13 protein-coding genes are annotated in these 13,666 nt (G+C 60.5%); 7 read left to right on the plus strand and 6 right to left on the minus strand.

The genetic code is table 11. From position 1 onward, the window contains the following. Positions 1-42: 42 nt before the first annotated feature. On the minus strand, positions 43-2,493 hold the full coding sequence (locus tag ACYZTX_RS08740) for a penicillin acylase family protein (RefSeq protein ID WP_462033727.1): 2,451 nt from the start codon (positions 2,491-2,493) through the stop codon (positions 43-45). A gap of 371 nt (positions 2,494-2,864) precedes the next feature. On the opposite strand from ACYZTX_RS08740, the gene ACYZTX_RS08745 reads away from it, so the two are divergent. Further along, a complete protein-coding gene (locus tag ACYZTX_RS08745; RefSeq protein ID WP_462033728.1) occupies positions 2,865-3,416 on the plus strand; it encodes a cysteine hydrolase family protein in 552 nt (183 codons plus the stop codon). A 122-nt stretch (positions 3,417-3,538) separates the two neighbouring features. On the opposite strand, the gene ACYZTX_RS08750 is transcribed toward ACYZTX_RS08745, so the two are convergent. The 4 genes from ACYZTX_RS08750 to ACYZTX_RS08765 form a co-directional block, all read right to left on the minus strand. Beyond that, entirely contained in the window at positions 3,539-3,748 is a 210-nt protein-coding gene (locus ACYZTX_RS08750) for an SEC-C metal-binding domain-containing protein (protein WP_462033729.1), read from the minus strand. Next, a complete protein-coding gene (locus ACYZTX_RS08755) occupies positions 3,745-4,239 on the minus strand; it encodes an LEA/WHy family protein (RefSeq protein WP_462033730.1) in 495 nt (164 codons plus the stop codon). Before ACYZTX_RS08755 ends, ACYZTX_RS08750 begins: the two co-directional genes overlap by 4 nt. 121 nt (positions 4,240-4,360) lie before the next feature. Beyond that, positions 4,361-4,837: a YchJ family protein gene (locus ACYZTX_RS08760; RefSeq protein WP_462033731.1), complete on the minus strand. Its 477-nt coding sequence runs from the start codon at positions 4,835-4,837 to the stop codon at positions 4,361-4,363. A 4-nt stretch (positions 4,838-4,841) separates the two neighbouring features. Then, positions 4,842-5,339, minus strand: a complete 498-nt coding sequence (locus ACYZTX_RS08765) for a DUF6231 family protein (RefSeq protein ID WP_403098674.1) — start codon at positions 5,337-5,339, stop codon at positions 4,842-4,844. 191 nt (positions 5,340-5,530) lie between these two features. On the opposite strand from ACYZTX_RS08765, the gene ACYZTX_RS08770 reads away from it, so the two are divergent. From ACYZTX_RS08770 to ACYZTX_RS08785, 4 genes are all read left to right on the plus strand, one after another. Continuing rightward, positions 5,531-6,226 carry an OmpA family protein gene (locus ACYZTX_RS08770; protein ID WP_462033732.1) on the plus strand — a complete coding sequence of 232 codons (696 nt, stop codon included), beginning with the start codon at positions 5,531-5,533 and terminating at the stop codon, positions 6,224-6,226. Between the two features lie 90 nt (positions 6,227-6,316). Next, positions 6,317-7,030, plus strand: coding sequence for an OmpA family protein (locus ACYZTX_RS08775; protein WP_462033733.1), 714 nt, complete (start codon positions 6,317-6,319; stop codon positions 7,028-7,030). A 147-nt stretch (positions 7,031-7,177) separates the two neighbouring features. After that, entirely contained in the window at positions 7,178-7,456 is a 279-nt protein-coding gene (locus ACYZTX_RS08780; RefSeq protein ID WP_462033734.1) for a DUF1145 domain-containing protein, read from the plus strand. Continuing rightward, positions 7,449-8,207 (plus strand): collagen-like protein, encoded by a 759-nt coding sequence (locus tag ACYZTX_RS08785; protein ID WP_462033735.1) that lies wholly within the window; start codon positions 7,449-7,451, stop codon positions 8,205-8,207. Before ACYZTX_RS08780 ends, ACYZTX_RS08785 begins: the two co-directional genes overlap by 8 nt. Positions 8,208-8,246: 39 nt before the next feature. Here the strand turns inward: ACYZTX_RS08785 and ACYZTX_RS08790 are convergent, their stop codons facing one another. Further along, on the minus strand, positions 8,247-8,711 hold the full coding sequence (locus ACYZTX_RS08790; RefSeq protein ID WP_462033736.1) for a CopD family protein: 465 nt from the start codon (positions 8,709-8,711) through the stop codon (positions 8,247-8,249). Between the two features lie 99 nt (positions 8,712-8,810). Between ACYZTX_RS08790 and dinG the strand changes: the two genes are divergently transcribed. Together dinG and ACYZTX_RS08800 are read left to right on the plus strand one after the other, a co-directional pair. Continuing rightward, positions 8,811-10,955, plus strand: coding sequence for an ATP-dependent DNA helicase DinG (gene dinG / locus ACYZTX_RS08795; protein WP_403098689.1), 2,145 nt, complete (start codon positions 8,811-8,813; stop codon positions 10,953-10,955). Positions 10,956-11,050: 95 nt separating this feature from the next. Then, on the plus strand, positions 11,051-13,561 hold the full coding sequence (locus tag ACYZTX_RS08800) for a beta-agarase (protein WP_462033737.1): 2,511 nt from the start codon (positions 11,051-11,053) through the stop codon (positions 13,559-13,561). The last annotated feature ends 105 nt before the right edge of the window (positions 13,562-13,666 follow it).

Genomic DNA, 13,666 nt, shown 5'->3' on the forward strand with positions numbered 1-13,666 from the left:
TTCGCGAGCAAGCCCGCTCCCACATTGGTTCGGTGTTGAGCGTTACTTTCCAGGTGTCAGCGTCAACCGCGTCTTCCCATACACCTTGTCAAAGTTCTGCGGCTGCATCGGCAAACTCATGTATTGCCCCTTGAGCCAAGGATCAATGCTGTTGAGGTAGTTCGGGCTGGCCGGGTTACCGGACTGGCCGGTGCCGTTCTGCCCCATCAGCGGTTCGGCCTGGCCGAAGTCGACGATAAAGCGCATGGCCGGCGCCAAGTTGGTGTTGAAATCCTGACCCCAGGCGAACGCGGAGGTATTGAGCGTGGTGTGATCGCCACCCGCCGCGAATGGACCGCGCACGGTCTGGCCACTGGCATTCTTCCATTCATAGCGGTGCAGTTTGCCCCACTGCCAGGCGTTGTGATCGCCGCCCAACTGACTGTCGCCAGCGCTGATCGCCGCCGCCAGACTGCGGGCGAGGATCGCCGGTTTGTCTTCTTTGTGCGGTGTGCGAACGTCATCCCAGAACGGACTGTCCTCACGCCCCAGCAGGTGATCGGCCTGGGCCGCGTAGGACAACTTGCCGTTGGCGACAAAGGCTTTCCACGCCGGGCTGCTTTCCGGACCCAGTTCATCGAGGAAAATCTGTTGGGTACTTTGCTGCAGGAACAGCTCATAAATCGCCGCATCGGCGGAGGTCGGGCTGAGTTTGCCGTCGAAGGCCATCAGGCGGGTATACGCCTCGCGAGCCTTGCCGCGATCCGCCTCAGGCAACGCTTCGATGGCCTGCTTGAGCGGCTGGGACATGCCCGGTGCTGCAAACATTTTCTTCAGTTTGGCGGCGAAGGTGGTGGTCTGATCGTATTGCATGGCGATCAGGCTGCGTGTGTCGTGTTTGCCCCCACCCGCCAGTTCGGCCATGCGTTCGCCACGTTCCGGCGCTGACCAGGAGTTGGACAGTTGCATGCCGTAGCCACGGGGAATGACTCGCTGGTTGGCGGTGCCGAGCCAGCCTTGGGCCGGATCCTGGTCATAGGGATGGAGCATCGGATCGGCGTAACCGTCCCAATCGTACCGACCTTCCCAACCCGGCGACGCCATCAGGCCTTCACCTTCGCGACGGTTGGGGTAGCGACCGGTGACTTGCCAGCCGATGTTGCTGGCGTCGGCAAATACCAGGTTCAGCGCAATGGCGCGGATTTCACGGCTGGCGTCCGAGGCTTTCTCGACGCTCTGCGCCCGGGACAGGTCGAAAAACGCGTCCAGTGTCTTGTCGTCGGTGAAGTTTGGCGTCTGCAAGGCCAGGCCGAACCCATTGGCCAGCGTCGTGCCTTGGGCACTGTTGAGCAAAGGGCCGTGACGGGTTTCGTACACCACTTCGCGAATCGGCCGCTGGCCTTTGACGAAGTAGGTTTCGTTACGCACGATCGCCGGTTGCCATTTGCCGCCGACCTCGTAGGAAAGTCCATTGCCCTGGCGTTTGATTTTTTCCAGGAACAGGTCCTGGTTGTCACCCATGACGGTGGTCATGCTCCACGCGACTTTGCCGTTGAAACCGCCGAGCACCATGGGCAAACCGGCAATCGTCACACCAGAAGCCTGGTACTTCGGCGCGCGAATCTGTACGTAATTGAACAACGACGGCACGCCCAGTGGTCCATGACTGTCGCTGGCCAGCAGGCTTTTACCGCTGCGGCTGCGTTGCGGGCCGATCGCCCAGTTGTTCGACGAGGTGGCGCCCAGCAGATTCAGATCGGACAGTTGGCTCGTGGCTTTGCTGATCTCAGTCAGCCCAGGGATTTGCCCGTTGAGCTTGATGCCCTGAAGTTTTTCAGCTTCGGCCAGCGGCAGTTTCTCATCGGGGGCAGACGGCGTCAGCCACGCGAGTTTGTCGGTGGTGACGGTCTGAGCCAGCATCAGTGAGGAAATTTCCTCGGGCAGGTTGGCCGATTGGCTGAAGTTCAGCAGGCAGAAAATCAGCGCTGAATCTTCCGGCTTCCAGTATTCAGGCTTGTAACCGGTGGCCGCGAGGTCTGCTGGCAACTTGTCGCGGTAGCGGAACAGGTAGGCGTTGACACCGCGCGCATAGACTTCGAAGAAGCGTTTGAGGCGCGGCGAAGACGCCTTGTACAGCTCGCCGGCGCTTTTCTTCAGGTTGACGGCGCGCATGTAGCGGTCGGCGTCCAGCAGGTCAGAACCGGACATCTCCGACAATCGGCCCTGAGCCAATAGGCGCAGGGTGACCATTTGCGTGATGCGGTCGCTGGCGTGGACGTAACCCAGGGTGAACAGCGCGTCGTGGAATGTATTGCTTTCGATCAACGGCATGCCCATGGCATTGCGACGTACCGAAACGTTCTGCGCCAGGCCCTTGAGCGGCTGCACGCCGGTGGTCGGCGAGAGGGTGTCCTGGGTGTTCCAGGTCTGACAACCGGTCAGGCTCAAAACACCGGCCACTGCTGCGGCAACGCCGAACCGGGGAAGAAAATGTGTAAGGGCTGGCGAGGCCATGGCAAAGCTCCTGCGGGGGTAGTGGTGCCCGGCCTCGAAAGTCGCTGTTCACTTTTGACGGCGTCTAATGTCGCCAGACTGCGTTGCCGCTCCTCGCCATAGCGGGCTATGACTCGTCGCGGCGCCTTGTCTGACAACATTAGCCACTCGTCAAAAGATGAACGGACTTCCGAGGCCGGGCACATTAAAGGCGCTACGTTAGTGAGCAGGAGGTGGCCGCGCAAGCGGCGGCGGGGTTATTTCTTCACCTGTGGCGAGGGAGATTGCGTCGTTTTTCAGGATTCGTCCTGTTTGCATTCGATAGCTTGCCTGTAATAGGAGGTGATGCTGAAGTGCGTGAAATTCAATGACCCACCATGAGAAAAACCGGCATGGAGCTCAAAACTAACGCGGCACTGATCATCATCGATCAACAAAAAGGCATCCTGCATCCCAAACTGGGTCGTCGAAATAATCCTCAGGCCGAGGAGCGAATCCTCGATTTGCTAACGCATTGGCGGCGAACCGGGCGACCGGTGATTCATGTGCAGCACCTGTCCCGGTCGCCGGAATCGGTGTTCTGGCCGGAACAGTCCGGGGTGGAGTTTCAGGCGCGGTTCCAGCCACTAACCGGCGAGCAGCTGATTCAAAAGCAGGTCCCGGATGCGTTTTGTTCGACCGGGTTGGAGGCGAGTTTGCGCGAGGCCGGGATTGATCAACTGGTGATTGTTGGCGTGGCGACTAACAACTCGGTGGAGTCCACGGCGCGAACGGCCGGGAATCTGGGGTTTGATGCGTGGGTGGCGGAGGATGCGTGTTTTACCTTCGACAAGGCTGATTACTTTGGCAACGCCCATTCAGCTGAAGAAGTGCATGCGATGTCGTTGGGCAATCTGCATGGCGAATATGCGACGGTCGTGAGCACCGTGCAGATCCTGAATTGAGGGTGACTAACCGTCCGTATTCGCGAGCAGGCTCGCTCCCACAGGGACTCACCGGTCCAATGTGGGAGCGAGCCTGCTCGCGAAGGCGATTCAACAGGCGAAGAAGATCTCCGCCCGAAGCATCAAGCGCCGTGGCACTTCTTGAATTTCTTGCCGTTGCCGCAAGGGCAAGGGTCGTTGCGGCCGACGTCTTTCAGGGCGTTGCGCACCGGTTCCTGGTGGGCGTGGCCGCAGTCAGGACCGTGAACATGGCCGTGGTCGTGATCATGGTGGTCGTGATGGTCATGATCGTGGTTGCAGTCAGGGCCATGGACATGGGGTTGCTGGGTCATCGGTTTTGCTCCGGAATTAAATCGGCGGGGATTATCACGCCATTGCGCGCCAGGTGCACGTAGTGCGCGATGAATAAACCGGTTTCCAGTTCGCCTTCCAGACGATAGGGGATGGGCTGCTCGGTTTTTTTCAGCAGTTTCACCAGATCCCGGACCTTGGGCCACAGATTGGTGCGGATCGGCACTTTGAAGTAGGCGCTGCGTTTGGGACCGACCGTGAACCAATGCTCGTGCTCACCTTCGGTCAGCAGCATGTCGCCCAAGTGAATGCGGTACTCGATGCCTCGCACCGTCAGGTCACTGTCGTTGGGGTTGTCGACGCGAAAGTGCAGGAGGAATCGTTGCTGCATCAATTTGGCCTGGACCACTTCGACCTTGACCAGATGCACCTGCGGCTCCGGCAGATCGTCGCCGAACCAGGACGCGCAGCCGCCGAGCCCCAGAAACAGGAGCAAGGTGAACAGATAAAGTGCGAGTCGCCGGGTGATCATGGTCGGGTTTCTCCCTTGAACACCAGTCTAGCCCTAAAAGATCGCAGCCTTCGGCAGCTCCTACACTGGATCGGCGGACACCGGTAGGAGCTGCCGAAGGCTGCGATCTTTTGACGTCACTTCAACTGCCGAAATAACCCGCACAGCACTTCTTGAATTTCTGTCCGCTGGCGCAAGGGCACGCATCATTGCGTCCGGCCTTGAGTTGTAGGGTGGGGTCAATGAAGTACCAGTGGCCGGCGTTCTGCACGAACGACGAGCGCTCGCGGTGGCTGTGTTCACCGCTGCCATCGTGCCAGCGCGCGGTGAAGGTCACGAAGGCGTGTTCCGGCTGACCGCCGAAGACCTCCGAGCTTTCCACTTCAAGGCCCAGCCAGGTGCTTTGGGCGCTCCAGTCGCTGATGGACTGTCGATCGAGGCCGGCCTGTTGCGCGGGCAGGGTGGTCGCTACCAGGTAATCGATCAGCCCCAATACATAAGCGCTGTAGCGCGAACGCATCAAGGCTTCGGCACAAGGCGCCGGATGGCCGGCATGGTAATGACCGCAGCAGGCATCAAGCAGGGTGCCGCTGCCGCAGGGGCAAATGGATGTACTCATTGCATTACCACCAGTATTTCCCGAAGTTTTCCGGATTGGCCCAAAAGCGTGAGTTGAGCCAGTCGGGTACTTGTTTGTAGTCAAGCAGATCATAGGTGAACAGGGTCAGCACTTGATCGTCGCGCTGGAAGCGTTCGCTGGCTTGCAGGGCCAGGGAGAAAAAATCGGTCTCCTGCCAGCCGCTGGCCGGCAAGTCCGCCAACACCGCGATGCGACTGGCGTTAAGGTTACGGATCCCGCCCAGCAGGTTCAGGCCATCGCGCTTGGGCAAATGTTCGAGGCAATCGACCACCAGCGCCAGGTCAAACCGACGCGCCGCCAATTCGGCCGGCAACGCCCCGGGAGCCGCGTGTGCAACACAGCTGTCCGGGTGTGCCAGCTTGAATGCCTCAAGCGCGGGGAACTCGCTGGCGCCAATCAGCAACAGGCGCGCGGGGGCGTAACGATCAAGCAAAGCGGCCAACGCCTGCTGGGGCGTGCGCGAAGAAATACCTGCAATCATCGAAGATCCTCAATCAGAGCTGCCAAGACTAGCCTGCTCAGGGGACCGGGCCTAGAGGTGGTTTGTCGCAAAAGCGTCGATCTACCGTGAACACGGGACGAAACTGCAATGGCCTATTGCTGGCGGAGATTAAAACTCGGGTCTTTACTACCTGAATCGGTTCTGAGCCGATCCCCTCAGGAGAAAACTAGATGAGCATAGTTCGCACAGCATTACCCTTGGTTCTGCTAACCAGTGTGTTGACTGGTTGCGCAGGTTTGCAGAAAACCGACTGGCCAACCTGTGCGGCGGTCGGTGGTGTCGTGGGTGCGGGTCTCGGCGCGACCGAGAGCTCGGCATGGGCGGGGTATGGCGCGCTGCTCGTCGGCGCCACGGCTGCGGCCTATTGCTGGGTTCACGGTGATGGCGACGAAGACGGCGATGGCGTGCCGGATAGCCGTGACAAGTGCCCGGGTACACCTAGAGGCGTGCAGGTCGATGCCGACGGTTGCCCTCCACCGGTGCCTGCGCCAGTGGTCGAAGAAGCGGCCGTGGTTAAAGAAGAAGTCATCGTCATTCGCGATGTTCACTTCCAGTTCGACAAAGCCACACTGACCCCTTCCGATAAAGATGTACTCAACACAATCGCCACTCGCCTGAAGCAGGAATCGAGCACCGCCCAGTTGACCGTCACCGGTCACACCGACAGCGTGGGCAGTGATGCCTATAACCAGAAACTGTCGGATCGTCGTGCGCACTCGGTGGTCGAATACCTGATTTCCCAAGGTGTACCCCGCAGCAGCTTCGTATCTGTCACCGGTGCCGGTGAAAGCCAGCCGGTCGCCGATAACAAAACCGCTGACGGCCGCTCGATGAACCGTCGCACGGAAATCAAAATCAACCGCTAAACCCCTCGTACTCCGCGGCTTGTGCAGCCGCGGATGCGGGTCTTTACTCCTGTGTGACCGGCATTGGCCGGTAACACAGGAGCTTTCACCATGAGTGTTCTCACACGGACTGTCTTGCCGGTTGTGCTGCTTGGCAGCTTGTTGACCGGTTGCGCTACTCACAGCGATGGCACCGCCCCCCTCAATCAACGAACCTGGCCAATCTGCAGCGTTATCGGCGGACTGGTCGGTGGAGGTCTGGGCGCTCTTCAAAGTAGCGGTTGGGCGGCCGGTGGAGCGGCGCTTGGTGTATTGACCGGTGGCTTGATCTGTTACGCCCAGGATGGCGACGAAGACGACGATGGGGTTTTCGATCGACGTGATCGCTGCCCTGATACGCCGGCCAATACCCCCGTCGAACATCATGGTTGTCCATTGCCGCAGTACCCGGCCAGCGTGAAACCCGAACCGCAATCCGAGGTCATCACCCTGAGCGACGCGGGCGACGTACTGTTTGCCTTCAACCAATCCGACCTGACCCCCGCCGCGAAGAGTCAGCTGGATCCGCTGATGCCCAAACTGCAAAGCGCCGATGTGGTGAGCATCAAGGTGATCGGTCATACCGACAGCATCGGCTCGGACACCTATAACCAGGCACTCTCGGAACGTCGTGCCAGTAGCGTGGCGGCCTACCTGTTGAGTCAGGGCGTGGCGCCGAACAAGCTCACCAGCGAGGGCAAGGGCCAAAGTCAGCCGGTGGCCGATAACGAAACGGATGAAGGGAGGGCGAAGAACCGTCGGGTGGAATTGCACGTCAATCGCTGAGCCCCGTGATAGAGCCGTCGGGCGACGATTGAGGCCGGTCCGGCGGCCATTCGGCGGCCTTCATGAAGAATTTTCCGTGCCCTCTGGCTTATCCCGCGTGGAAGCCGGTACTGTGCGCGCAAAGAATAATTCGCAACGGAGGAGCGTATGAACGTGTTTTGGGGGCTTGGGAAGTTGTTGACCCTGCTGTTCTGGCTGGTGGCGCTGGTCAATCAGCTCATGCCGTTTATCAATCCTCTGCATCTATTGGTCGATCTGGCCGGCAGTCTGCTGGCATGTCTTCATCTTCTTGAGGCAGTGTTCTGTTACCGCAGCCTCAGAGGTCGCGCCCACCCTTGGCGTGATCGCCTGAAGATCCTCTTTTTCGGCGTTTTCCACCTGCAAACCATCCCGGCTCCCACCGTACCGAAGGCTACCCATGCGTAAACTCTGTCTGCTCGCCGCACTTATCAGCCCATTGGCTTGCGCTCAGGTGGTGAGTGTCGAAAGCAACTCCTTGATGCGCTTGCCCAACACCACCAGCACCTTGCAGCTGGAACGCCTGGAAGTGGCCGATTACGGCACCTTGTTGATTCCCTCGAATGTGACCGAAGTCACCGTCGGTGAATTGCGTATGGGCCGTGAAGCGCGGATCGCCATCGTACCCAGCGAACAGCCGCTTGAGCTGAAGGTCAGTCGTGCGCAGTTGTCCGAAGGCAGCCAGATCACTGCTCGCGGTGCGCCGGGGACTTACCTCAAGGCGGCCCGCTCCGGGCGTAACCTGAGTTTGCAGATCAAGGCACTGAGCGCGCCACTATTGTTGGTGGACGCTCGCGGCGGTGCGGGCGCACCGGGTTTCGTCGGTCTCGATGGGGCCAACGGTCAGGCGCCGGGTTGCACCTGGGGTCAGGCCGGTCGCGGTGCTGATGGCAGTAATGGCAGCGACGGTCAGCCGGGAGCGCCGGGTGCGCTGGTCAGGCTGGAAGTGCCGCGTGATTTCCCGGCAGAACAGATCAAGGTTCAGGTGGCCGGCGGTGTCGGTGGCGTGGCCGGGCCTGGCGGCAAACCGGGAGCGGGCGGCAAGGCCAAGGGTTGCTTTGTCTACAAGGCCGATGGCGGCAAGAGCGGTCGCCCTGGCACTGACGGTCAGCCTGGGGCAGCGGGTGTGTCGGGTGCGGTGACTGTTCAGCGTTTGTAACCCCCAGACCGATCATTCCCGCGCTCTGCGTGGGAACGATCACAAGATCGGCCGCGCTGCAGCAATCGCCACCAGCACCAAGCCGACAATCAGATTAATTCCCACCAACTTTCGAATCTTCCCGAGCACCGCAGCACCCGTCGGCCAATCCTGCGCCGCCACTGCCGTACGCAACTCAGGCAGCAACAACGCCTGAATCCGGATAAACAGCGCCGTCATCACCACGTACAAACCCATCATCACCTGCACATACCGTGGCGCCAATTCAAACCCGGCGTACTGCAGATGAATCATGCCCACACCACTGATCGGCAAAAGCACCACCGCGACCCAGACCCAGCGGAAAAAACCTTGAAACACTTCTACCCACAGCTTCAAACGGGCAGGGCCTTCCAGGGCCTTCATTGCCGCCGGGCGCAGGACCATCCAGGCGAAAAACATGCCGCCCACCCACACCAGGGCGGACAGGACATGCAGGGTGTAAACGATGCCAAAAGGTGTCATTGAGGTACTCCGTTCTGCGCGGGATTAATTAGCGCGGTATGATAGCCGCCGATCCGAACCACTGAAAATTTATCCAGCGTTTTTTGCGCCCGACAAACCATGATCAGCACCGAACTCAAAACCACGATCCAGGGCGCCTACTCGCGTTTTCTTGAAGCCAAGAGCCTCAAACCGCGCTACGGCCAACGCCTGATGATCGCCGAAATCGCCAAAGTCCTCGGTGACATCGACACCGACGACGAAGGCCGGCGCAGTGGCGACCCCGCGATTGTCGCGGTGGAAGCCGGCACCGGTACCGGCAAAACCGTGGCCTACAGCCTGGCCGCGATTCCCACCGCGAAGGCGGCCGGCAAGCGCCTGGTGATTGCCACGGCCACCGTGGCCCTGCAAGAGCAGATCGTCTACAAGGATTTGCCCGACCTGATGCGCAACAGCGGGCTGAATTTCAGCTTTGCCCTGGCCAAGGGCCGCGGGCGCTACATGTGCCTGTCCAAGCTCGACATGTTGCTTCAGGAAGGTCACGCGCAAACCGCCACGGCTCAGCTGTTCGAAGAAGAAGGCTTCAAGATCGAGGTCGATGAGGCCAGTCAGAAGCTGTTCACCAGCATGATCGAGAAACTCGCCGGCAATAAGTGGGACGGCGACCGCGACAGTTGGTCCACCGCACTGGAAGACGCCGATTGGGCGCGTCTGACCACCGATCACAGCCAGTGTACCAATCGTCATTGCCCGAACTTCGGCCAGTGCGCCTTCTACAAGGCCCGCGAGGGCATGGGCAAGGTCGACGTGATCGTCACCAACCACGACATGGTCCTGGCTGACCTGGCCCTGGGTGGCGGCGCCGTCCTGCCGGACCCGCGCGACACCATTTACGTATTCGACGAAGGTCACCACCTGCCGGACAAGGCCATCGGCCACTTCGCCCACTACACACGCCTGCGTTCCACCGCCGACTGGCTGGAAACCACCGCCAAGAATCTCACCAAATTGCTGGCCCAGCATCCGCTGCCGGGCGACTTGGGCAAGTTGATCGAACAGGTGCCGGAACTCGCGCGCGAGATCAAGACCCAGCAGCAGTTCATGTTCACCGCCTGTGAACAGGTCGCCGATTTCAAGCCCGGCGAAGACGTCGAAGGCCGCGAGCGGCCGCGTCATCGCTTCGTCGGTGGGGTCATTCCCGAGCACATGCGCGAAATGGGTATCGAGCTGAAGAAGGGCTTTGCCCGTCTGACCGACCTGTTCACCCGGCTTACCGAACTGCTCAAGGAAGGCATGGACGGCGAGGTCAACATCGGCATCGCCAGTAACCAGGCCGAAGAGTGGTATCCGCTGTTTGGCAGCCTGTTGTCCCGTTCTTCGGGCAACTGGGAATTGTGGGTCGCGTTCACCGCTGAAGACCCGGAAGACAATCCGCCCATGGCCCGTTGGCTGACCCTGGCCGAAAGTGGTTCGTTGTTCGACATCGAGGTCAACGCCAGTCCGATCCTGGCAGCGGAAATGCTCCGGCGCAATTTGTGGAACGTGGCCTATGGCGCACTGGTGACGTCGGCGACCTTGACCGCCCTCGGCACTTTCGACCGCTTCCGCATGCGTGCCGGTCTGCCGAAAAAAGCCGTGACCGCGGTGGTGCCAAGCCCGTTCCATCACGCCGATGCTGGCGTGCTGCGAGTGCCGGACCTGAAGGCCGATCCGCGGGATGCGCCGGCCCACACCGCGGCGATCATCCGCGACTTGCCCGCCTTGGTGGAAGGTTCGCGTGGCACCCTGGTGCTGTTCTCCTCGCGCAAACAGATGCAAGACGTGTTCGACGGCCTCGATCGCGACTGGCGCAAGCAGGTGTTCATTCAAGGCAACCTGTCGAAACAGGAAACCCTGAACAAGCACAAGGCACGGGTCGATGGCGGTGATTCCAGCGTGTTGTTCGGCCTGGCGAGTTTTGCCGAAGGGGTCGACTTGCCCGGTGCGTACTGCGAGCACGTGGTCATCGCGAAGATTCCGTTCTCGGTGCCGGATGATCCGGTCGAAGCGGCCCTGGCCGAGTGGATCGAGGCTCGAGGTGGCAATCCGTTCATGGAAATCTCGGTGCCGGACGCTTCGCTGAAGCTGGTTCAGGCCTGCGGTCGCTTGCTGCGCACCGAAGAAGACCGCGGCACCATCACGTTGCTCGATCGACGCCTCGTCACCCAGCGTTACGGCAAGGCAATCCTCAATGCGTTGCCTCCCTTCCGTCGTGAAATTTCCTGATACACCAGTGGGCAAATTTGCCCACTGCGTTGTCTATCTCTCTACCATCGCTTTTCCACTGACCATTGTTGGTCGTTAGGGAGAACTTCGTTCTTATGATCCGCCGTTCGTTGCCCACTGTTTTCGCTCTGATGTTCGCAGCCCCTTTGCTGGCAGCCCCTGCCGGTCAACAGACGCTGTTCAACTTTGTGCGCCCCGCCGACGTGGTCCAGGTGGCGACGCAGGACGCCAGCCTGCCGCAATCCAACGCCGAGCAAACGGCTGAGGGCGAAGTGCTGCGTCGGGTGACGTTCAACCCGGTGGCACAACCGACCTTGCGTCTGACCCCGCAGACCGGCGCCTGGGACTGGTCGCAGTCGGGCTTCATGAGTTTGCGGATTCAGAGTGCAATGGACTGGGCCGTAACCCTGTACGTGAAAATCCAGAGCAACGACGGCAAGACGCTGATAAGCCGCGTTGACTTGCCGGCTGGCCCTGCGCAAACTTTGTTGGTGCCGCTGCAGCCATTTTCGCCATTGAGCCTTGGGCTGAAAGCCGGCCCGCCGATGCCGATGACGTTTGAGGGGCAACGCGTATTGCTGGCCAGCAGCGCCGGTGAGCTGGAGCGCAGCCAAGTGGTGTCGGTGACCTTGTCGATGGATCAGCCGAAAGTCGCCCAAAGCATTCTGCTTGAGCGCTTTGGCGTGCAGGACGGCGATGCGGTGACCCAAGCGGCTTTTGGCGGCCTTGTAGACGCTTACGGCCAGTCAACACGGGCCAAGTGGCCAGAGAAAGTCAGCAGCGACGAGCAACTGAAAAGCGCCGCCGCCAAAGAACAGCAGCAACTGAAAACCTGGCTGGCCGAGCGCGAGAAGTCGTCCCTGGACACGTTCGGTGGCTGGAACAAAGGCCCGGCATTCAAGGCCAGCGGTTTTTTCCGCACTGAGAAGCGCGACGGTCGCTGGTACCTGGTGACTCCGCTAGGGCATCCGTTCTATTCGCTAGGGGTCAACACCGTCACCCCGGACGTCAACCAGACTTACATCGCCGGTCGCGAATGGATGTTCGAATCCCTGCCAAAACCCGACGAGCCGCTGGCCAGCCACTATGGCGAAGGCGACAACCGCGGTGGCAATGGTGTCGATCAGGGCCGTGGATATAACGCCGGTCGCTGGTACGACTTCTATGGTGCCAACCTGCAGCGCTTGTATGGCGCACCTTGCACCCAGGGCAGCGACACCAAGGCCGGTGTCGCCGAAGCGGCCAAGGCCGACGCCGTTGAGGCAACAGCCGAGAAGGCTGTTGAGCAACCTATTGCGCCTTCGACGGCCGAATCCGGTGTCGCCGAAGCCGCCAAGACCGGCGCCTTTGAAGCGACCGCCGCGAAAGCAGCTGAGCAAACACCTGCCGAACCCTGCAAAGCGGTTGTCGATGAAAAACAATGGGCCAGCCACACGCTTGATCGCCTGCAAGCCTGGGGCTTCAACACTATCGGCAACTGGAGCGCTACGGCGCTGGCCAACGCTGACCGTGTGCCGTACACATTGCCGCTGTCGATCGTCGGCGATTACGCCAGCATCAGCACCGGCACCGACTGGTGGGGCGGCATGCCCGACCCGTTTGACCCGCGTTTCGCCATGGCCACCGAGCGTGCCGTGGCCATTGCCGCCCGCGACCATCGCGACGACCCGTGGCTGATCGGTTACTTTGCCGATAACGAACTGGCCTGGGCCGGTCCCGGCGATGACCCGAAAGCCCGCTACGCCTTGGCGTACGGCACGTTGAAGATGACCACCGACGTCCCGGCCAAACGTGCGTTCCTCAAGCAACTGCGGGATAAATACCGCAATCAGGCGGGCCTTTCCAAAGCCTGGGGCATTGATTTGCCGGCCTGGGAATTGATGGAGGACCCGGGCTTCGTGCCGCCGCTGCCAAGCGCCGAATACCCGGAAATCGAAGCCGACTTCAAATACTTCCAGAAGGTCTTCGCCGACACCTACTTCAAGACCATTTCCGACTCGCTCAAGTGGCACGCGCCCAATCAGCTGTTGCTGGGCGGCCGGTTTGCCATCAGCACCCCGGAAGCGGTTGAGTCCTGTGCCCGGTATTGCGACGTGCTGAGCTTCAACATGTACACCCTGCAACCGCAGGACGGTTACGACTTCGCCAAGCTGCGCAGCCTGGACAAACCGGTGCTGATCACCGAGTTCAACTTCGGCTCGGCAGATCGCGGCCCGTTCTGGGGCGGCGTGACGCAATTGGCGAAGGAAGAGGACCGTGGGCCGGCTTACACCAATTTCCTCAAGCAGGCGATGAGCGAACCGTCGATCGTCGGGGTGCACTGGTTCCAATACCTCGATCAACCGGTGACCGGTCGTCTGCTGGATGGCGAGAACGGGCACTTTGGTCTGGTGGGCATTACCGATCTGCCGTTCCAGGGGTTCGTCGACAGCGTACGCAAAAGCAATTTGCAGACCGTCGATCAGCTCGGTAAAGAAGCCGGGAAGGCCAAGGCTGAAGCGGATAAAGCGGGTCACGAAGCTGAAGGCGGCAAAAAAGGCGATGCTGGCAAAGGCGCAGGGCAGGGCGCTGGCCATGCGGGTGGGCATTCCGGCAATGGCCACTGAGTGCTGACAGGTCAGTAAGATTTTTAAGTGTTTTGTCCGGGCGGGATGGCGACCGCCCGGCCCGGCCCTGTTTCCAAAACCTTCAATGGCTGGAACAATGCGGCC

It is taken from the genome of Pseudomonas sp. MDT1-17, assembly GCF_054898105.1.